Source organism: Nocardia citri, assembly GCF_054065835.1.
Genome location: NZ_JBSUQM010000015.1, coordinates 117,873 through 137,429 on the forward strand (window position 1 = coordinate 117,873; position 19,557 = coordinate 137,429).

General features: G+C 64.2%; 17 protein-coding genes and 2 pseudogenes. 17 read left to right on the top strand and 2 right to left on the bottom strand.

Annotation, left to right across the window (positions count from 1 at the left end; genetic code table 11):
* The first annotated feature begins 121 nt into the window (after window positions 1-121).
* The 16 genes and pseudogenes from ACW2Q0_RS20645 (at window position 122) to ACW2Q0_RS20720 (ending at window position 17,848) form a co-directional block, all read left to right on the top strand.
* Window positions 122-928: an MlaE family ABC transporter permease gene (locus ACW2Q0_RS20645; RefSeq protein WP_457192512.1), complete on the top strand. Its 807-nt coding sequence runs from the start codon at window positions 122-124 to the stop codon at window positions 926-928.
* Window positions 929-941: 13 nt separating this feature from the next.
* Window positions 942-1,826 (top strand): MlaE family ABC transporter permease, encoded by an 885-nt coding sequence (locus ACW2Q0_RS20650; protein WP_457192513.1) that lies wholly within the window; start codon window positions 942-944, stop codon window positions 1,824-1,826.
* Window positions 1,823-2,989 (top strand): MCE family protein, encoded by a 1,167-nt coding sequence (locus ACW2Q0_RS20655; protein ID WP_457192514.1) that lies wholly within the window; start codon window positions 1,823-1,825, stop codon window positions 2,987-2,989. The genes ACW2Q0_RS20650 and ACW2Q0_RS20655 overlap by 4 nt, the downstream gene beginning before the upstream one ends.
* Window positions 2,986-4,008 (top strand): MCE family protein, encoded by a 1,023-nt coding sequence (locus ACW2Q0_RS20660; protein ID WP_457192515.1) that lies wholly within the window; start codon window positions 2,986-2,988, stop codon window positions 4,006-4,008. The genes ACW2Q0_RS20655 and ACW2Q0_RS20660 overlap by 4 nt, the downstream gene beginning before the upstream one ends.
* Window positions 4,005-5,027 carry an MCE family protein gene (locus tag ACW2Q0_RS20665; RefSeq protein ID WP_457192516.1) on the top strand — a complete coding sequence of 341 codons (1,023 nt, stop codon included), beginning with the start codon at window positions 4,005-4,007 and terminating at the stop codon, window positions 5,025-5,027. Before ACW2Q0_RS20660 ends, ACW2Q0_RS20665 begins: the two co-directional genes overlap by 4 nt.
* The gene (locus tag ACW2Q0_RS20670) at window positions 5,024-6,229 is read left to right on the top strand and encodes an MCE family protein (RefSeq protein WP_457192517.1); all 1,206 of its coding nucleotides are present in this window, start codon (window positions 5,024-5,026) and stop codon (window positions 6,227-6,229) included. Before ACW2Q0_RS20665 ends, ACW2Q0_RS20670 begins: the two co-directional genes overlap by 4 nt.
* A complete protein-coding gene (locus tag ACW2Q0_RS20675; protein ID WP_457192518.1) occupies window positions 6,226-7,356 on the top strand; it encodes an MCE family protein in 1,131 nt (376 codons plus the stop codon). The genes ACW2Q0_RS20670 and ACW2Q0_RS20675 overlap by 4 nt, the downstream gene beginning before the upstream one ends.
* Window positions 7,356-8,807 carry an MCE family protein gene (locus ACW2Q0_RS20680; protein ID WP_457192519.1) on the top strand — a complete coding sequence of 484 codons (1,452 nt, stop codon included), beginning with the start codon at window positions 7,356-7,358 and terminating at the stop codon, window positions 8,805-8,807. The genes ACW2Q0_RS20675 and ACW2Q0_RS20680 overlap by 1 nt, the downstream gene beginning before the upstream one ends.
* Window positions 8,783-9,373, top strand: coding sequence for a hypothetical protein (locus ACW2Q0_RS20685; protein ID WP_457192520.1), 591 nt, complete (start codon window positions 8,783-8,785; stop codon window positions 9,371-9,373). Before ACW2Q0_RS20680 ends, ACW2Q0_RS20685 begins: the two co-directional genes overlap by 25 nt.
* Window positions 9,370-10,017: a hypothetical protein gene (locus tag ACW2Q0_RS20690; RefSeq protein ID WP_457192521.1), complete on the top strand. Its 648-nt coding sequence runs from the start codon at window positions 9,370-9,372 to the stop codon at window positions 10,015-10,017. The genes ACW2Q0_RS20685 and ACW2Q0_RS20690 overlap by 4 nt, the downstream gene beginning before the upstream one ends.
* A gap of 38 nt (window positions 10,018-10,055) precedes the next feature.
* Entirely contained in the window at window positions 10,056-10,793 is a 738-nt protein-coding gene (locus ACW2Q0_RS20695) for a hypothetical protein (protein ID WP_457192522.1), read from the top strand.
* A gap of 143 nt (window positions 10,794-10,936) precedes the next feature.
* Window positions 10,937-11,962, top strand: coding sequence for an ABC transporter ATP-binding protein (locus tag ACW2Q0_RS20700; protein WP_457192523.1), 1,026 nt, complete (start codon window positions 10,937-10,939; stop codon window positions 11,960-11,962).
* A gap of 1,645 nt (window positions 11,963-13,607) precedes the next feature.
* Window positions 13,608-14,843 carry an enoyl-CoA hydratase-related protein gene (locus tag ACW2Q0_RS20705; RefSeq protein ID WP_457192524.1) on the top strand — a complete coding sequence of 412 codons (1,236 nt, stop codon included), beginning with the start codon at window positions 13,608-13,610 and terminating at the stop codon, window positions 14,841-14,843.
* A gap of 1 nt (window position 14,844) precedes the next feature.
* Window positions 14,845-15,894: a phosphotransferase family protein gene (locus tag ACW2Q0_RS20710; RefSeq protein ID WP_457192525.1), complete on the top strand. Its 1,050-nt coding sequence runs from the start codon at window positions 14,845-14,847 to the stop codon at window positions 15,892-15,894.
* On the top strand, window positions 15,891-16,862 hold the full coding sequence (locus tag ACW2Q0_RS20715) for a DUF7065 domain-containing protein (protein ID WP_457192526.1): 972 nt from the start codon (window positions 15,891-15,893) through the stop codon (window positions 16,860-16,862). The genes ACW2Q0_RS20710 and ACW2Q0_RS20715 overlap by 4 nt, the downstream gene beginning before the upstream one ends.
* Before the next feature lie 10 nt (window positions 16,863-16,872).
* Window positions 16,873-17,848 (top strand): annotated as a pseudogene (locus ACW2Q0_RS20720) (NADPH:quinone oxidoreductase family protein).
* 75 nt (window positions 17,849-17,923) lie between these two features.
* Here ACW2Q0_RS20720 and ACW2Q0_RS20725 read toward each other — a convergent pair.
* A pseudogene (locus ACW2Q0_RS20725) lies at window positions 17,924-18,553 on the bottom strand (MMPL family transporter); the annotation flags it as partial.
* 274 nt (window positions 18,554-18,827) lie between these two features.
* Between ACW2Q0_RS20725 and ACW2Q0_RS20730 the strand changes: the two are divergent.
* A complete protein-coding gene (locus ACW2Q0_RS20730) occupies window positions 18,828-19,118 on the top strand; it encodes a hypothetical protein (RefSeq protein WP_457192535.1) in 291 nt (96 codons plus the stop codon).
* Here ACW2Q0_RS20730 and ACW2Q0_RS20735 read toward each other — a convergent pair.
* Window positions 19,083-19,553 carry an integrase core domain-containing protein gene (locus ACW2Q0_RS20735; protein WP_457192532.1) on the bottom strand — a complete coding sequence of 157 codons (471 nt, stop codon included), beginning with the start codon at window positions 19,551-19,553 and terminating at the stop codon, window positions 19,083-19,085. The genes ACW2Q0_RS20730 and ACW2Q0_RS20735 overlap by 36 nt on opposite strands.
* Window positions 19,554-19,557: the final 4 nt, after the last annotated feature.

Consider the following 19,557-nt stretch of genomic DNA (forward strand, 5'->3'; position numbering starts at 1 on the left):
CGGCATCGGCTTGCGCTCCTCCTGCGCTTCGGACCACGGGAGTGTTCCGAACGGGGAATCTAATCGACTGTAGATAAAACTTCTGCTCGATTGACCAGAAGTGGAGCGGGAAGGTTCGTTCATGGTGGACAGTGCCGTGTCCGTCGGGGGGTCGTCGCCGGGGCGCTGGGACGGTGCGGCGAAGAAGGCCTTGATTGTGCCGCGTGTGGTGGGTCAGTTCTTCGGGACCACGCTGGATACCTTGCGGATGGTGCCGCGGCGGCCGTTCCAGGTTCGCGAGTTCATCGAGCAGTCCTGGTTCATCGCGAGCGTGTCAATCGTGCCGACGCTGCTGATCGCGATCCCGTTCTGCGTCATGGTGATCTTCCAGATCAATGTGCTGCTCAACGAGGTCGGCGCTATCGATCTGTCCGGCGCGGGCGCGGGCATGGCGGTCATCCGTGAGATCGGACCGGTGGCAACCGTTCTGGTGGTCGCCGGCTGCGGCGCCACCGCCATCTGCGCCGATCTCGGCTCCCGCACCATCCGTGAGGAGATCGACGCCATGCGGGTGCTCGGCATCGATCCGTTGCAGCGTCTGGTGGTGCCGCGCGTGCTCGCCTCCACCATGGTGGCGGTGTTCCTCAACGGCCTGGTCACCGCGGTCGGCCTGACGGGCGGATATCTGTACGCGGTGTTTCTGCAGGGTGCGACTCCGGGACAGTTCGTCACCGCGATTCCGATCCTCACCGGGATCCCGGATCTGCTGGTGAGCGAGTTGAAGGCCGGCGTGTTCGGTCTCCTCGCGGCGCTGGTCGCCTGCCACCTCGGGCTGCATGCGAAGGGTGGCCCCAAGGGCGTCGGCGACGCGGTGAATCAGACCGTCGTCTTCAGCTTCGTGCTGCTGTTCCTCGCCAATTCCATCATCACCACCCTGTGGCTGAACTGAACGGACCAACGCGATGAGCACAACCAGCGATTATCGCGTCACTGACGCGTTGCGCCGGAAACGATTGGGGCGCAGGGTCTTCAGCGCCGCTTCGGGCCGGGTCGAGGGGATCGCCGGGCTCGGCGATCAACTGTCGTTCCATTTGCACGGCATCGGATGGATCCCGCGGACGTTGCGCCGCCACCGCCGCGAGATCATCCGGCTGGTCGCCGAGGTCAGCCTGGGCACCGGAGCACTGGCGGTCATCGGCGGCACGATCGTGATCGTCGGATTCCTCACCGCTGCGGCCGGTTACGAGGTCGGTCAGCAGGGCAGCAACTCGCTCGGCCGGGTCGGCATCGAAGCGCTGTCCGGCTTCATCTCCGCCTTCTTCAACACCCGCGAAGCCATTCCCGTCGTGGCCGGTGTCGCACTCACCGCCACGGTCGGCGCTGGGTTCACCGCGCAGCTGGGTGCGATGCGAGTCAGCGAAGAGATCGATGCACTCGAAGTGATGTCGGTGCCCGCGGTGCCGTACCTGGTCACCACTCGCATTCTCGCCGGACTGATCGCGATCGTGCCGCTGTACGCGATCGCGCTGTTCATGGGATATGCCTCGACGCAATTCGTCAGCATCGTGCTGTCGGGCCAGTCGGAGGGCACCTACACGCACTACTTCAACGTCTTCCTCGTGCCCAGTGACGTGATCTGGTCGTTGGTCAAGGTGATCGCGTTCTCCCTGGTGGTCATGTCCGTGCACTGCTATCACGGCTACCACGCCTCCGGGGGACCGGCGGGTGTCGGCGTCGCGGTGGGCCGTGCGGTGCGCGCCTCGTTGATTTCGATCATGATCATCGACCTCATCATCGGCATCGCCGTCTACGGCGGCATTCACGCGACGGTGCGGGTGTCCGGATGAAACTCGAAGTCTCGCGCCGCCGCGCACTGACCCTGGGCCTGAGCGCCCTGATCGCGTTCGTCCTGGTTGTTTCGGGCGCGATCGCCTCCTGCAGTGGAACATTCGTCTCGAGCACGCGCGTGTACCTGTATTCGGATCGAGCGGGATTGCTGATGGCGCCCGGATCGGATGTCAAGGTGCAGGGCGTGGTCGTCGGCCGCGTCAGCGCCATCGACCTCGACCACGACCGGGCGAAGCTCACCCTCGATCTCGAACCGAGTCAGGCTCGACGCCTACCGGCCAATATCGGCGCCGACATCGCACCCACGACCTTGTTCGGGCGCAAATTCGTGACATTGGTGCTGCCCGAGCAACCGGCCGCGAACAAGCTGTCGGCCGGGGCCGTGATCGACGGGTCGAAGGTGACCGTGGAAATCAACGACATCTTCCAGACCCTGCTCTCCGTGCTGAAAACCTTGGAGCCGCAGAAGGTCAACGCCACCCTGACTGCGCTGGAGACCGCGCTGGACGGACACGGCGGTCGATTCGGTGACCTCATGGTCGCCCTGGACCGTTACCTCGGCCAGTTCAACGACTCGATTCCGACTCTGCAGCGCGATGTTCCGCTGATCGCCGACAACCTCGACACCCTCGCCGCGGCGACTCCCGACCTGATGAATACGATTCACAATTTCTCGACCACCAGCTCCACGATCGTCGAGAAGCAGGCGAGTCTGAGCGCTTTCCTGCTCTCCTTCACCAATTTCGGCAATACCGGCAATTCGTTCCTGGATTCCTCGGGGACTCCGCTCATCGGAGCGGTGCAAGCGCTGGAGCCGACGACCCGGGTCCTCGCCGAGCAGGCCCCGTCGTATCCCTGCTTCCTGTCCGCTCTCAACGACGCTCGCAAGTATTTCGAGCGCGCGTTCGGCGGCGGCCGGCCGGGCCTGAACGCCCTGGGCACCATCTTGATGGGTGACCCGCCGTACACCTACGCGAAGGATCTTCCCGTGAACGGTGCCGACAACCCGCCCAGTTGCTACGGGTATCCCTTCGGGCCGGGCACCGCGCCGCTGGGTCACACCGACTTCAACACCGGCACAACGGTCTACGGTCCGGTCCGGTCGCCCGAAGACCTGATCGGCAACCCCTTCGCCGCCCTCATCTACGGACTGACCCGATGACCGCCCGCCACGCCGGATTGAAGCTGGCGATCTTTCTGGCCATCACTTCCATCGTGTCGGCGATGCTCGTCGTGGTCGTCGGAGACCTGCGCTTCGTGTCCACCCGCAGTTATCACGCGCTGTTCACCTCGGCCTCCGGTATGAAGGTCGGCGACGATGTGAAAGTCGCGGGAGTGCCTGTCGGCAAGGTGAAGTCGGTGGAATTCGCGCACGACAAGCTCGTCGAGATCGGGTTCAGCGTCGACCGTGACATCGAGGTGCTGCGCAGTTCCACCGTCGCGATCAAGTACAAGAACCTCATCGGCGATCGTTACCTCGAGGTCACGGCCCAGCCGAATGGGTCTGGGCGCAGGTCGGAGAACGACCCGATTCCGGTGTCGCAGACCAAGCCCGCACTCGATATCGACAGCCTGGTCAACGGATTCAAGCCGCTGCTGCAGGGCCTGAATCCCGACGATGCCAACAAGCTGTCCGCGTCCCTGATCTCGGTGCTGAACGGCCAGGAGCAGAGCATCGCCGACTTCATCCGGCAGGTAGGCACGCTGGGCAATGCGCTCGCCGACCGCGACCAGGTCATCGGGAAGACGATCCAGAACCTGGACGTCGCGCTCGGAGCGATCCATAACACCGGTGACAAGTTCGACCATCTGGTGGTCGATCTGCAGTCGCTGGTCAGCGGGTTGAACAACGATCGCGCGACCATCACCGCGGGATTGGACCAAATCGACGCGGGCGCAGCTGAACTCGCGCAACTGCTGGTGGACAACCGGCCCGTGATCGGCGGTGACATCGAAGGCCTGAAGCAGCTGGCCGGCAACCTCAATGCCGACTCGAACACGTTGTCGCTGGTGCTGGGGAAGCTCCCCACTACCTATCCGCTGATCACTCGAGTCGGCAGCTACGGCAGCTTCGTCAACTGGTTCGTATGCGGCTTGGCGATCCGGTACCCGGCCATCGGCGGCGGCCACCAGGACACCCCGATGTTCGTCGCTCGCGCCGAAAGGTGCCAGGCCAAATGACGAAGCAGCAGAAGAAGACGCAGAAGAAGACCTTCTCCGAACGCGATCCGGTCCGGCTCGGACTCATCTGTACCGGGATCGTCTTGGTACTGCTCGTAGCGGTTTTCAACTACGACAACATTCCGTGGTGGCCGGGGCGCAGCACGATCGTGGCCGAGTTCTCCGATGCCAGCGGACTGAATACCGGTGACGCGGTGGAGATCTCGGGCATCAAGGTCGGCAAGGTCGATTCCATCGGCCTGAACGGCGACCGTGTCGACATCACGCTGAAGATCGACACACACGGGCAGGCCCTGGGAGGTCGCACCACGGCGGCGATCAAGGTCGAGACGGCGCTCGGGCGACGGTTCGTCGACCTGCGTCCCAATGGTGACGGCCGCACGGTGAAGCGAATTCCGCTGGAGCGCACGACATCCGGTTTCGACCTCACCGAGGCACTGAACCAGCTCACCGATCGCGTGCAGGGCACGGACAAGAAGCAGCTGTCCGATGCGGTCGACAGCCTGTCGAAGGTGATGGACACCTTGCCGGACAACCTGAAGTCCTCGCTCGATGGGATGTCGCGACTGTCGGCGACCATCGGCTCCCGTGACAGCGCGTTGCGCGAGCTGCTCGGGCATGCCAACTCGGTCACCGGCGTGCTCGCCGACCGCAATCAGAACCTCACCGCTCTGATGACCGACGGCGGCTCTCTGTTCGCGGCGCTCAACGACAGGGCCCAGGTGATCCGGACGCTGCTGACGAACGTCAAAGGCGTCAGCGACGAGCTGCACGGTCTGGTGCAGGACAACAACGCCACCACGGCACCGATGCTCGCCGAACTCGACCGGGTCGTCGGCCTGCTCAATACGAACTACGACAACATCAACTCCGCGATTCTCGGGCTCCGCCCGTATGTCACGCAGCTCGGCGAGGCAGTCGCCAGCGGACCGTTCTTCGGTGCGCTACTGCAGAACATCGCCCCCGCGAATCTCAACGGCCAGCAGCCTGGCAGTCCCGGACAAGGGAGCCACCGATGAAATCCTTGCGCGTGGCGATATCCCGCATCCCCATGCCCGGCCGAATCCTCGCCCTGCTCGTCGCGGTGGCCTTGGTGAGCACCGCGGCGACCTGGTGGATAACGAACGGTTCGACCGTGCGGATCACCGCCTTCTTCACCAACTCGGTGGGGCTGTACCCAGGCGACCGGGTGACGCTGCGTGGTGTTCCCGTCGGGGCGGTGGACTCGATCACCCCGGTGGGCGATCGGGTCCGGATCGAGCTGCACTTCGACACCGAGCATCCCGTCGCCGCGGACACCCACGCCGTGATCGTCGCGCCGACGCTGGTGTCGGGTCGCTACATTCAGCTCACGCCGAAGGCCGCCAGCGGCCCGGCGCTCGCCGACGGTGCGGTGATCCCGCTCGAGCGGACCGCGGTGCCGATCGAATACGACGAGGTCAAGCGGCAGGTCACCGATCTGGCGACCCAGCTCGGGCCCAAAGCCGGAGACCACGCCGGCACACTGACGCGTTTCACCGATGCGACCGCGAAGGCGTTCCAGGGCAACGGCGCGACCCTGAACCAGACACTGGTGAACCTGTCGCAGGCGATGCAGACCTTGGCCGATGGCGGGCCGGACCTGTTCGCCACGGTCCGGAATCTGCAGATCGTCGTCTCGGCACTGGCCGCCAATGACAACCAGGTCCAGGCCTTCGTCAATCAACTCGCTGGAGTGTCGAACCTGTTGAACGACAACCGCACTCAGGTGGCGGCCGCACTCCAGTCCCTCCAGGCGATGCTGCCCGAGATCCGAAGCTACGTCGCCGACAATCGCGACGCGTTGATCAAGAACATCGGAAACCTGACCAGTATCACCCAATTGCTGGTCAACCGGGAGGACGACCTCGCGGAGATCCTGCATCCGGCGCCAACCGCGATCGACAACTTCTACAACATCTACGACCCGCAGTCGCACTCGCTCACCGGTAATCTCGCGGTGCCGGACTTCCCGGATCCGGTCTCGCTGATCTGCGCACTGCTGACCACGGTGAACGCGCCTCAGCAAGAATGCTCGCGCGCCAGTGCGCAGTTCGGTGACCTGTTCGGTGCCGCGGCTCGCGCGGCGATGGGTGGCGGGGCGCCAGCGCCCGCACCGGCTGGCGGCGTGCCCGGCTTGCCGGCCGGACTGCTACCCATTCCGGGTCTGTCCGACCTGCTCATCCCGGGAGCCGGACGATGAAAACCTCCACCACAGTACGCGCGGGCAGTGTTCTGCTCCTGACCGCGCTGTTGACCACGGGTTGCCGTTTCGACGGCGCCAACTCGATCCCCTTGCCCGGTAACGCGATTCATCACGGCTCCTACACAGTCGGAGTCGAATTGCGTGACACCCAGAATCTGGTGGCGAACTCGTTCGTGAAGGCGGACAACGTCACCGTCGGCACCATCACCTCGATCGCGGTGCGTAACAACATCGCGATCGCCACGCTCGAGATCGACAAGGGTGTGCGCCTGCCCGCGACCGTGACGGCGCGGCTGGCGCAGACCAGTGTCCTCGGAGCCCAGTATCTCGAACTGACCACTCCGAAGGACAATGCCAGCGACCGGCAGCTGCGTGACGGGGATGTGATCCCACTGTCCGCGAGCTCGGAATACCCGGCGACCGAGGAAGTCCTCGCGGCCTTGTCCCTCGTGCTCAACGGGAGTGGGCTGCAACAGATCCGGACGATCATGTCCGAACTGAATCAGGGCCTGAGCGGCCATGAGGATGCGGTCAATCGGTCCTTCACCCGACTGGCGACCTTCGTCAGCGGTCTGGACTCGCAACGCGACGACATCGTTCGCGCCATCGACAGTCTCGACGCGTTCGCCAAGGAACTCGCCGACCAGAAGGACACGCTGCGCACCGGCATCGAACAGATCCAGCCCGCGCTCAGCATCCTCAATGAACAGAAGACCCAGCTGGTCACCATGCTCGACCGGGTTGGAGCCTTCGGGCAGCGCGCGGCGCAGGTGCTGCGGTCCAGCCACGACGATCTGAACTCCGATCTGCACAACCTCCAACCGGTCCTCAGTCAGCTGGCCGCGGCCGGCTCCGATCTGACCGGATCCCTTCTCGTCGCCGCGACCTTCCCGTTTCCGGTCACGGTCGCCGACAAGGCCATCAAGGGCGACTACGTGAATCTGTTCCTCACGCTCGACCTGAGCGTGGAAACTATCCGGGACAAGATCATCGGCAGCATTCCGTTCAAGGACCTCGTCCCGATGTCCAACCGTGCGGTGAATCCGCTGATCGCACCGACCCAGACTGATGCCGCCGCTCAGCAGCCCGCGGCCCCGGACGCAGACCAGAGCGGAGGTCGGTGATGAAAACACGTCTGATCAAGGGACAGCTGATCGTCTTCTCGGTGCTCGCCGTGATCAGCCTGGTCTACAGTGCCATCCACTACATCGGCATCCAACGTGTCACCGGCATCGGAACCTACACGCTGACAGCAGATTTCGCTGAGGCCGGTGGAATCTACGAATCGGCGTCGGTGACCTACCGCGGTGTGGAGGTCGGCCGGGTCACCGGAGTGGACCTCGACAACGGCACCGTCAAGGTCCGGATGCAGCTGCACGACGGCTGGCGCATTCCGTCCGCGGCGGCCGCTGCCATCAAGAGCACCTCGGCGATCGGCGAGCAGTACGTCGATCTGGTCCCGTCGGACGAGGACGGGCCCTACCTGTCCGACGGCTCGGAAATCCCGCGGTCGCGGACCACGGTGCCGATCCCGACCAACGATGTGCTCGACAAGACCCAGACCTTGCTGGCGAGCGTGTCCACCGATTCGCTGCGCACCACCCTGGACGAGACCTTCCAGGCCGTCAACGGAACCGGTCCCGCGCTGGCCTCGTTGATCGAGTCCTCGGCGAAGTTCCTCGACCTCGCCCAGGCCGATATCGGCCCGACGGTGACGCTGCTCAACGACGCAGAACCTTTGCTCCACACCGGCGATTCGGTGCGCACCGAATTGCGTTCCGCGGTACACGATCTCGACTCGTTCACCGACCAGCTCGCGCGCAGCGACGCCGACCTGCGCGGCGTGCTCGACCAAGGTCCTTCAGCGGCGGCGCTTGTCACGGGCACCCTGGCCGATCTGAGCACGCCGCTGCCCGCCCTGCTGTCGGATCTGCAAACGGTCGGCCAGGTGCTGCGGGTGAATGTGGCTGGGCTGCGTCAGGTCCTGGTCGTTTACCCCGCACTGGCAGCCGCGGTCGACTACAGCGTGGTGGGCGGAGGATTCCAGACCGACGGCAACCTGCTCGCACCGGCGGCGGCGCTGGACGTGAAGCTCGGCAACACCCTGAATCCACCTCCGTGCACCGAAGGATTCCAAGCCACTGAGCGCCGCGATCCGTCGGATACGGGTCCGGCCGACATCCCGCAGAATAACTACTGCAAGATCGCTCCGGATGACCCGAAGGTCATTCGCGGCGCTCGCAACACCCCCTGTGCCTCCGATCCCTCCGTCCGCACGGCGGAAGTCGCCAACTGCCCCAAGGGGCTGCCCTCGACCTGGCCAGAAATGCTGGCGCACCCCGGGGATTCGGCGCCCGCCGCCGTACCGCAGTCGGCGGTGCCGCAGTCGCCGGCCGCACCCGCGCCCGCCGCGGCGCCACCGACGGCCGCACCCGCGGCACTGACGGTGCCCTACGCCGAAGGCGACGGCACCTTCCGAGGCCCTGACGGCCTCACCTATGTACTCGGGCAGTCGGCTCCGAGCGCCGCCCACGGAGAGGAGCACCAGGGATGGCAATCACTGCTGATCAAGTAGCGGCCGATCGAGAAGATCAGGCTGCCGTCCTCAGCGATGAGGAACACGACGTCGACAGCGCGGTATCGCCGCGGCGGCCGCCCAGGCGGGTGCTCGGCTGGGCGATAGTCCTGCTGGCCGCCGCGATACTGGTGCTGATCGGCGTGAACGCCAAACTGGGACTCGACGTCCACGCCAACACCCGCGCGGACGACCGCGATCACACGGTGTTGGCCGCGGCCAATCGCATTGCCGTGCAACTCGTCACGCTCAATCATTCCTCGGCCAAGCAGAACCTCGACGCTATCGCCGCCGACTCGACGGGCGCGTTCCGTGACCAATGGGACAAGATCTCGGCCAACTTCGCCAGCGTGCTGGAGAACGGCAAGGTCGAATCCACCGGCGAGGTCAAGGCATCCGGTGTCCTCGACATCGACGACGCGCACGCCACCGTCCTGACCGCGGTCACATCCACGGTCAAGAACACCGAAGCCCCCGAGGGACAGCAGCGGGTGTACCGCATGAAGATGACCCTCGACCACTCCGACGGCCACTGGCTCGTCTCGAACGTGGAGTTCGTCGCATGACCACCGACAGCGCACTCGTCGACATCGCGGACATCAACGAGGAAGACACCGCAGTTATTGCCGAAAGCGAAGAGAGGAAACAAGATTCGCAGGCCCGCCTGCCTCGTGTTCTGGCGCGGCTTGCTATTCGCCACCGCCTCGGGGGCTTGTTCCGGTTGAGTCGTACCGCCGCCATCGTGTCGACCGTGGTGCTCGGGCTGCTGCTGGGCGGGACGACAGTGACCACGGTCCTGCTCGAGCGCAGCCTGTCCGGTCATCGTGCTGTGACGACGGCCGTGCGCGAGGCGCGCGACTCCGCGCAAAGCCGCGTCCCGAAGGTGCTTTCGTACGACTTCAACACCGTCGACACCGAATTCCCGACCGCGACACAGAACCTGACCGGCAAGTTCCACGACGACTTCGGCAAGCTCGTCACGAGCGTGATCATTCCTGCCGCGCATCGTGATTCGATCGTCACGAAGGCCACGATCGTCGGCGCCGCGGTGGTCTCGGCCGGCCAGGACGAGGTGACGCTGCTGCTGTTCTTGAACCAGGAGACCACCAGCACCAAGTACCAGGGGCCGCGCCTGGACGGCAGCCGCGTACGGGTGACTATGGCCCGCGATGCGGGCACCTGGCTCGTCTCCGACATCACCCCCGTCTGATATCCGCCCGGAGACACAAACGAAAGGGACAGTTCACGATGCTCGAGGCTGATCTGGGCTGGCAGCGGTTCTTCACGTGGAACGGCTTACTCTTCGCCGTGTTCTGTGGGGTTGGGCTGGAGGTCTTCATGCCCCAGCCGCCGCATTTCGACATATCCGCGGTGGCCACGGCCGAATACTATGTGGCGCACTCCACGGGCTTTCTCATCGGAATAACACTGTGCGGAATCGCCATGGCCTTCTTGCTGGCGTGGTCGCTGCAACTGGGATACATGCTCTGGCAGGCGGACTGCGCCAAGATCGCTACCGTCGTGGCAATCGTCAGTCTGGCGGCGTCTCCGATCCTCCTCAGTTTCGATTTGGCGTTTTTCGCCGTCGCGGTTTATCGAGCGGGAGAGGTGAACCCGGATGTCACACAGGCCTTCAGCGATGTGGCCTGGATCGGCTCGATGTTGATCTGGCCTCAGCTGGGTTTCTCGATGCTTCTCGTCGGTATTCTGATTCTGCGGCAGCGCGGGCGGGCCGCGATGTTTCCCGCGTGGCTGGGCTGGCTCAGCATTGTGGTTGCCGTGGTGGAGCCGGGTCAGGCCGGCATTATCTTCGCCAAGAATGGTCCGTTTGCTCCGGATGCCGTACTGACCTGGTACGCGGCTGTTTTCACGTGGGGCTTGTGGATCGTCGCTCTGACATTGGTGATGCTTCGCCGACTGCCTTCACAATCCCGTGACCGGATCACTGGTCGAGCTGTTGTCGGAGTGGACGCGCCCATCGCATGAGATGGGTGCTCTCTCATGACATGTCGCACGCAATCCGGAACTCGAGTGCATAGTCTCGAGTTTCGTCCACTCTCCAGAATCGAATCTAAACAGAAATCCGCTCCGGCCGAGATGTCGGGTGGGGAAGCATCAAGGAATTCACTATGGGCGTAGAGGTCAGAACCGAGGGCATCACGAAGTCTTTTGGTTCGCAGCGTATTTGGCAGGACGTCTCGCTGACACTGCCCTCGGGTGAGGTCAGCGCGCTACTCGGGCCCTCGGGTACCGGTAAGTCGGTCTTCCTGAAGTCGTTGATCGGTCTGCTGCGCCCGGAGAAGGGCTCGATCTACATCGACGGCACCGACATCACCACCTGCTCGAACAAGGAGCTCTACGAGATCCGCAAGCTGTTCGGTGTGCTGTTCCAGGATGGCGCGCTGTTCGGGTCGATGAACCTGTTCGACAATACGGCCTTCCCGTTGCGCGAGCACACCAAGAAGAGCGAATCCGAGATAAAGAAGATCGTCATGGAGAAGCTCGAGCTGACCGGTCTGCTGGGTGCGGAGGGCAAGCTGCCCGGCGAGATCTCCGGTGGTATGCGCAAGCGTGCCGGTCTGGCGCGTGCGCTGGTGCTGGACCCGCAGATCATCCTGGTCGACGAGCCGGACTCGGGTCTGGATCCCGTTCGTACGACGTATCTTTCGCAGTTGTTGATCGATATCAACGCGCAGATCGACGCGACGATCCTGATCGTCACGCACAACATCAACCTGGCTCGTACGGTGCCGGACAACATCGGCATGCTGTTCCGCCGCAATCTGGTCATGTTCGGCCCGCGTGAGGTGCTGCTGACCTCGGAGGAGCCGGTGGTCAAGCAGTTCCTCAACGGCCGTATGCAGGGCCCGATCGGTATGTCGGAGGAGAAGGACGAAGCCCAGATGGCCCGTGAGCAGGCCATGTTCGACGCGGGCCACCACGCCGGTGGCGCGGAGGAGATCGAGGGCATCATCCCGCAGATGCTGGCCACCCCCGGTATGCCGGTGCGCGGGGCGGTGAACCGTCGTCGCGAGCGGGTCCGCCAGATCATGCACACGCTGCCGCCGAGTGCGCAGGAAGCGATCCTGGCGGACATCGACCAGGTCTCGGATCCGGAGACCGTCGTGCTGGAAGGAGTCGGCTATGCCCAGTGAACCCCTGCGTCGCCGCCTCGCCGCCATTTCGTCGGGTCGCGAGTACAAGGACGAAACGAGGTGACCGGCACTGGCTTTGCATCGTGTTGCCCTCACCGCGCTGAGCATCGTCGGCGTGTTCATGTCCACTTCGTCGGTGATCAGTCCGCCTCATAAGCCCAACTCAGGCCCGCGCTCGATGGAACGCTGGCCGGCAACGAAGTGATCGCCGACGGGCGAGGCGGGTTCGTCCGAGCCGTCGGTCCCGTGCAATTTCTGCCGAGCATCTGGGCATTCTGGGGCGCCGACGGTGACAGTCCTCGGATGTACTCCGCTGGTCGGTGTCCTACGGCGGAAGCGGGGTAGTGGCACTCCCGTCGGAGATCCCGGCTCCGATTCCTTTGCCATCACCTGACACGGATCTGCCGAGTCCCGCCACGACCGAGCCCTCGCCGGAACCGGAGCAGGAAACCCAGCCGCAGCCCCAGACGAAATCCGAGCCTGGCCTGCCGGCTCAGCAACAGCCGATGATCGTCATTCCGGGGCTGCCGCCGATTCCCTGCGGCATCCTGTGCCCACTGCCGGCAGACGGTCAGCACTGCGGGTGGCGGCGACCGGTTCGAACCTCTCGGCCCTGACTATTATTTTGAATCAATATTAGATATCTCGCATATTTGTTTTGTTCGATTCTGTGGCGGTGGTTTGTGCTGCCTCCAGTTCGGTTGCTTTAGGAAACCACTGCGTATCCTGCTTGTCGCAAGTGCATTCAACAGTCTCACGCAGCGTGTTCATTCGGAATTGCGGGAGCTGGGCCATTGTGTCGGGGTCGAGTTGGCGCTCGGTGATGAGCTGCTACGGGCCGGTGTGGCGCGGTTTCGACCCGAATTGTCTGTGGCGCCGATGCTGACGACAGCTGTGCTGGAAGACATTTGGTGAGTACACGGTGCTGATCGTGCATCCGGGGCCGAAGGGGGACCGGGGTCCCTCGGCGCTGGATTGGGCGATCGCTACCGGCGCCGCCGAATGGGGCGTGACGGTTCTGCAGGCAGCGGCGGAAATGGATGCCGGTCCGATCTGGACTTCGGAGTCGTTTGCGATGCGGGACTGCGGAAAGAGCGAGTTTGTACTCCAGCGAGGTTTTCGATGCGGCCGTGCGGGCGGCATTGCGGGCGGTACATCGATTCGAGCGGGGCGGGTTCGAGCCTGAACCGCTCGACTATGACCGCTGCGATGTGATGGTGCGATCTGCCGGGCCGCCGGCATGCTCATGGGAGTGGCTGTGTACGGAATGCACTACACGGGAATGGCTTTCATGAGTGGGCACCAGACTCATCTCATGACCGATCCCACTGGCGTCGAATCGGTGGACCTGCTCTTGCCGCTCATCCTCACCGTCACCACCTCACCGTCGCACTCTTGTTGACGATCGGTCTCGCCGAGGTCGAGGCGCCGACCCGCCGCGAGGCGTCAACGTTGAAAACGGGCTCCGTGGTGCCCTGGCCTGTGCGCGAATCAGCCGGCATGCGCGACGCTGGGCAGCACCCCCGAGCTGAATCGGAACGCGGCGTTCCAGCCCGGTAGGAGTCAGTGGCTTGACCACATGTACCAGCCTCAACTACGGTTTTAAATTTATATTAGAAGAAATTTTCTGAGAGCTGGTTCGACGATGAACGTTGAAAGCGATGGCTCGACGTCTCCGTTGCCGGAGCGCGAACGGGATGCGGCCCGGCAGCTTGCGGTCGGCCTGTACGACGCGCTGGCCGCTGGGGATCGGGAACGGCTGGAGGTCCTTCTCCATCCCCGGTTCGAGGGGCGGACCGCCGATGGGATGCCCTTCGAGCTCGGTGGCGTCTACCACGGGCCCGACGCGATGCGGCGCGACTTCTGGGGTCGCATCGCCAAGCACTACACGGCGCGTGCTGTTCCGGCACAGCTCACTTGGCTCGATGACGGGCGGCTCGCGGTCATCGGCCGGTACACCGGTTACGCCCGGATCGGGAACGGCGAACTGGACGCGGAATTCATTCACATCCTGACGTTCACACAGGGCCGGATCAGCGGGCTCGTGCAACTAACCGACACCGAACGATGGAGCCGCGCCCTGACCCCGGACAGCGGCCTGCGCGCAGTCGAGTTCTCGGTGACGGACGGGATCGCTGTGCTGCGGCTGAACCGGCCCCACCAGCGCAATGCGATCGACCAGACGATGGCCGACGATCTGTACGAGGTAGCACAGCGTTGTGCTGCGCGATCGGACCTGCGGGCCCTGGTGATACTGGGCAACGGCCCGGCCTTCACCGTTGGGGGAGATATCACGGTCTTCGCCGACACCGAGCCTCTGGAACTGTCGACAACCCTCCGGCGGATGGTGACGCCGTACCACGAGGCCCTGCGCATCTTCGCCGAGCTGCCGGTTCCGATTGTTACCGCGGTGCACGGCTCGGTCGGCGGCGGTGGGCTGGGCATGGTCTATTGCGCCGACATCGCGCTTGCCGCAGACGGCACCAGGTTCGCGACGGGATTCTCGACGCTGGGGCTGTCCGGCGATGGGGGCAGCTCGTGGTACCTGCCCCGCCTGGTCGGACTGCGTCGAGCGCAGGCGCTGTATCAGGGCCGTGTCCTCGATGCTCGCGAAGCCCACGAGTGGGGCTTGATCTCGGAGGTCGTCGATGGGGAAAAGCTCGAGGAGATCGCGCTGAACCGGGCCGAGGCACTGGCGGCAGGACCGACGCGTGCCTACGCGGAAGTCCGTGCCCTGCTCCGGAATTCCGAGTCCTCGACGTTGCCCGAACAGTTGGCGGCCGAGATCGACGCGCTGGCTCGCACCGGCGCGACGGCAGACGCTGCCCGAGCGGTGCGTAGCTTCATCACGAAATCCAAGCTCACCTTCGAGGGCCGGTGACATGACCGGGACGGAGGTGGCACGAGCCGAACAGCTTGGGTGCTGGCTGTCGGAACGCACCGAGGTGATCGGTTCGCTGCGGATCGAGCGAGTCGGCTTCGGGCAGTCGAATATCACGAGCCTGATCAGCGATGAGGCGGGTGCCGCCTGGGTGTTGCGCGAGCCGCCGCCGGGTAACCACGACCCGAGTGCGCACAATGTGTTGCGCGAGGCGCGAATCCTGAACGCACTGGCCGAAACCGGGATTCCGCTCCCGACCGTGATCGGGACGGATAAGGCGGGCCCCTTCTATGTCATGACCCGAATGACGGGTGCGCCCCTGGAGAAGGAAACGGATGCGGTGGAGCTGAGTCCGGCACAGCGGTTTCAGCTTGGACGGCAGGTGATCGAGGTGTTCGCGCGCCTGCACTCCCTCGAGCCGGTGGCCGTGGGGCTGGATGACCTCGGGCCTGACACCGAATTTCTACCGCGGCAGATCCGGCGGGCGGTCAGAAACTGGTCGCAGTGGGGTGAACAGAGCTCGCACGACCGGATCTGGCAGTACGTGCGGTCATTGCTCGAGGCCGAGGTGCCGCGGCAGCAGCGGTCGGTGATCACGCATGGCGACTACCGATTGTCGAACCTGCTCGTCGAGTCCGGCCGGATCACCGCCGTCCTCGACTGGGAACTGGCGGCGCTGGGCGATCCGCTGGCGGACCTGGCCTGGCTGCTCGATGACTGGCGCGGTCCCGGCGAACCGCGGATCATCATGCCCAGTCCTACCCGGGCCGGCGGCTTCCCGAACCGCGATGAGCTGATCGACATGTATTGCGCGGCAACCGGCCTCAATGCCGACTCGATCGGCTACTACCGTGCCTTCTCGCACTGGCGGGCGGCGACGCTGCTGCAAGGCGTGCTGTTGCGCCGTCGATCGGGAGCCATGGGCGACCACGGTGCACTCGACCTCACCGAACTGGACACCACCATCGGCTACCTGCTCGAGGAGGCGGCCGTGTTCATCCACGGAGCCCATCACGGCAGCCGCAGCGCAACCCGAGGAGATCAACAGTGAAGCCGGAGGACGACTTCACGCACCCGGTCGGCAGCGAGTCCAACTTCAACGAATCCATGTACTTTCATTTCCACTCCCCAGGAAATCGGATCAGCGGATTCGTCAGATTGGCCAACCGCCCCAACGAGGGACGTGGCGAGCGGACGGTGTGCCTCTATCTTCCGGATGGGAGACTCGCCTTCGGATTCGCGCGGCCCGCGGCGAAGACGAACGAGACGATGTCGGGAGCGGGCCTCGAATTCCGCGTCGTGGAGCCGTTCGACATGCTCGGCGTCACCTTCGATGGGGAGGTGAATCTTCTCGATACTCCCGAAATTCTTTCCGACCCATGCAAACTCGCGGGTACGCCGGTGGTCGATTGCGCCGTGAAGCTGACCTTCACCCGGCTCTGCGATCCCCACGCGGAGAACTTCGACGGCGATGGTCCGGCGTTCGCGCCCAACCATTACGAGCAGATCATGGCCGTCGCGGGAACGATCACCGTGGACGGCAGCCTGTTCGAGATCGCCGGCGCCGGGTTGCGCGATCACTCGTGGGGCCCGCGGTCGTGGCAAGCGCCGTGGTTCTATCGGTGGCTGCACGGCTCGAGCCCCCGGTTCGGGTTCATGGGCGCCTACTTCGGAGCCGAAAACGGGGCGCCACTGACGGGTGGATTCGTCTGGGATGGCTTCGTAGTACACCGCTGCATCGATGTCCGGGTCAGCACGGAACGGGATGAGAAGCACACGCCGCGTCGCATTCTTGTGGAACTTGTTGCCGCAGACGGTCGGAGCTGGCGCATGATCGGCGACGTCGGAGCCACCGTGCCGCTGCGGCACCGCAAAATCGACGACGCGAGGGCCGAGCAGATCACGCGAATCCTCGAGAATCAGATTCGCTGGATCGCCGACGACGGCTCGGAATTGTTCGGTATGGCCGAGTATCTGGACCAGATCGTGAACGATACCCCGGTGGGACTCGGTGTCTGAGGTCGCGGACATGGCGGCCGTGCAGGCGACGGACCTGATTGGTCCGTCAGCCTTACGCGTTTCATCGCTGCCGGTGCCCGTCGCTCGAGACAAGGTCGTCGTGGCCGTCCGCGCGGTGGGCGTCAACTTCCCCGATCTGCTGATGACATACGGGCAGTACCAGCTGCGCGTCTCGCCGCCGTTTGTGCCGGGTGTGGAGGCGTCGTGGTCTCCGCGCCGGTCGGCACCGCGCTGTCCCCGGGCGACGAAGTCGTGGCCTTCTGCCCGGAACTGGGCGGATACGCGGAGTTCGTTGCTGTCGCGCCCGAGATGGTTGCTGCCAAACCCTGGGAGCTCGATTTCGGTGAAGCCGCCGCGCTGCCGGCGAACTTCCAGACAGCGCACTTCGCGATGACCCGGCGTGCGGCTGTCCGTCCCGGACAGAGCGTTCTCGTTCTCGGTGCGGCCGGTGGAATCGGAACCGCCACGATCCAGATTGCGAAGGCACTGGGCGCCACCGTGATCGCGGTGGCGCGCCGAAAAGGCGTCGCACAGCGACTCACGGCACTTGGCGCGGACCACGTGGTTCGGCTCGCGCCCGGATGGGCCCAGCAGGTTCGCGATCTCACCGATGGGGTGGGTGTGGATTACGTGCTGGATCCGGTCGGGGGAGCGGCATTCGATGATGGGGTTCGCGTGCTGGCCAGCGAGGGGATGCTGCTGGTGGTCGGCTTCGCCTCGGGCGAAGGGATTCCCGCGATCAAGGTCAATCGGTTACTGCTGCGCAATATCTCGGTCACCGGCGTGGCGTGGGGGAGTACCTGCGCTCTCGCCCTGCGGCTTTCGCGGAGACCATGGCCGCGCTGAGTGACTTGGCCGGATCCGGATTCCGGCCCTATGTGAGCGTGCGCTACGCACTGGCCGACGCGGGCGCCGCGCTTACCGCTCTCGAACAGGGTTCGATCGTCGGCAAGGCAGTCATCGAATTGCCTACGCCTACATGGTGATCCTGATCGCCCTCTATGTCGCGTACTTCCTTGTGATGGCCGGTACGGCAACGGCGGTGGCCGTGTTGTCGCGCCGGCAGGTTGGGCCGGGGTGACCATGGAGATGCCGGCAACCGTCTTGGCGGCTGAGCGACCTGCGCGACCTGCGCGGCCTGGTCGCCGGGCGCGATGATCTGCAGCATTCCCGATGCGCCCTTGCCCATTTAGGATTGCACCAGTTCATAGCCTTGGCGCACGGGTACGTCGGCAGGCACGACTTGGATCGATGGCATGGCCACCTTCAGGCTGAAGACGGGCACGGTCGGGGCGATCAACACGAGCAGCGCGCTGATGGCGAACGGCCAGGGCTTGTCGTGCAGCAGTTGACCCAAAGCGGCGAATCGCGGCGAACGGTGCTGGCGTGCGGCAGCGCTCCCGCGTTGACCTTGTTGCCCAAGGAGCCGAGCGCCGTCGGCAACAGAGTCATGGTGGCCAGCAGGACCAACGCGACCGCGAACACGATGCCGACAGCCGTGGTGCGCACGGCGGGGGCGGGCACGATCAGACCGCTGACAGGTTGACCAGGACCGTAAGTCCGGACAACACAACGGCCTTGCCCGCAGTGGCGATAGTTTCGGCGACCGCTGCGCGTGGGTTCTCAGCGGTGGTGGGCGCCTCGCGGAAGCGGGCGACGATGAACAGCACGTAGTCGATACCCAGCGCCAGTTGATGCCAGATCCCGGATTGGCGTTCCGTAGACAGACGAGCGACGGGGTACACAGTGCACGAAAGTGGACGGCAAGGCACCTGGTCACCATGGTTCGACCGGTTCAATCGTCCACTTTCGTGCATATGCGACTGCGTGCAGCGAACGTAATCTTTGTACATCGCGACCTGCATCACGGCTGCAAGGCCGGCATTTAGCCTGCGCCATTCATGGCAATTGAGTTTCCGTCTGTTCTAAATGGCGAAAGGTGGCCTTGACCTGCGATAATTCGACTTGTCGAAGGTTGAATTACCCGAGGTGAGGGACACCTTTCTGGTGCAGGATTCTACGTGGTATCCGCGGCTGGCCGCGGACGGGGATGGGTCGGGTTTGGTTGCGCAGGCGGGTTCGCTGTTGCTGGTGCGCACCGCGCAGAAGATCGGGCTGGTCAAGGGCTTGTCGGAAGCGTTGGGGCCGTGGCGTAAGCCCCTCGCTACGCATAACCCGGGCAAGATCGTCTGGAGTGTCCCCGTTTTTGTGGACACGGGATCAAGCCGCGATCTGACTGATTTCCCTGTACCCTAAAGCATATTCTCGCGGTGTCAAATAACCCAGCGTCGAATGCCTCCGTTGGCTATTATAGTAGGACTCGATCCAATCGAATGCCTCCTTCCGTAGCGATGTCAGCGTCGGCCAGGGCCGGGTGTGGATCAGTTCTTTCTTGTAGGTCGCGAAGAACGATTCCGATACGGCATTGTCGAAGCATGTTCCTGTGCGGCCGAGCGACCGACGGACGCCGCTTTTCCTGCAGTATTCGGTGAATTCTTTCGAAGTACTAAGGAGTTCGTAAATAGGTCGAGTCAGGTGGTGATGTAGGCCAAATTCGGGTCGGCGAAGAAGCCGCGGATTGTGGCGGGTAGTTTCTGGAGTCGCCGTAATGCGTTGGTGGCCTTGTTCTTCAGGTCGTCCTTGCTGGTGACGCCGATCTTGCCGATGCGGTCGTGTTTGACGTTCTTCCAGACCC

Coding starts and splice junctions, on each gene's coding strand:
- ACW2Q0_RS20675 (WP_457192518.1), top strand. CDS start 6,226: ATGAAAACCTCCACCACAGTACGCGCGGGCAGTGTTCTGCTCCTGACC.
- ACW2Q0_RS20655 (WP_457192514.1), top strand. CDS start 1,823: ATGAAACTCGAAGTCTCGCGCCGCCGCGCACTGACCCTGGGCCTGAGC.
- ACW2Q0_RS20695 (WP_457192522.1), top strand. CDS start 10,056: ATGCTCGAGGCTGATCTGGGCTGGCAGCGGTTCTTCACGTGGAACGGC.
- ACW2Q0_RS20680 (WP_457192519.1), top strand. CDS start 7,356: ATGAAAACACGTCTGATCAAGGGACAGCTGATCGTCTTCTCGGTGCTC.
- ACW2Q0_RS20685 (WP_457192520.1), top strand. CDS start 8,783: ATGGCAATCACTGCTGATCAAGTAGCGGCCGATCGAGAAGATCAGGCT.
- ACW2Q0_RS20665 (WP_457192516.1), top strand. CDS start 4,005: ATGACGAAGCAGCAGAAGAAGACGCAGAAGAAGACCTTCTCCGAACGC.
- ACW2Q0_RS20705 (WP_457192524.1), top strand. CDS start 13,608: ATGAACGTTGAAAGCGATGGCTCGACGTCTCCGTTGCCGGAGCGCGAA.
- ACW2Q0_RS20700 (WP_457192523.1), top strand. CDS start 10,937: ATGGGCGTAGAGGTCAGAACCGAGGGCATCACGAAGTCTTTTGGTTCG.
- ACW2Q0_RS20645 (WP_457192512.1), top strand. CDS start 122: ATGGTGGACAGTGCCGTGTCCGTCGGGGGGTCGTCGCCGGGGCGCTGG.
- ACW2Q0_RS20650 (WP_457192513.1), top strand. CDS start 942: ATGAGCACAACCAGCGATTATCGCGTCACTGACGCGTTGCGCCGGAAA.
- ACW2Q0_RS20710 (WP_457192525.1), top strand. CDS start 14,845: ATGACCGGGACGGAGGTGGCACGAGCCGAACAGCTTGGGTGCTGGCTG.
- ACW2Q0_RS20660 (WP_457192515.1), top strand. CDS start 2,986: ATGACCGCCCGCCACGCCGGATTGAAGCTGGCGATCTTTCTGGCCATC.
- ACW2Q0_RS20690 (WP_457192521.1), top strand. CDS start 9,370: ATGACCACCGACAGCGCACTCGTCGACATCGCGGACATCAACGAGGAA.
- ACW2Q0_RS20670 (WP_457192517.1), top strand. CDS start 5,024: ATGAAATCCTTGCGCGTGGCGATATCCCGCATCCCCATGCCCGGCCGA.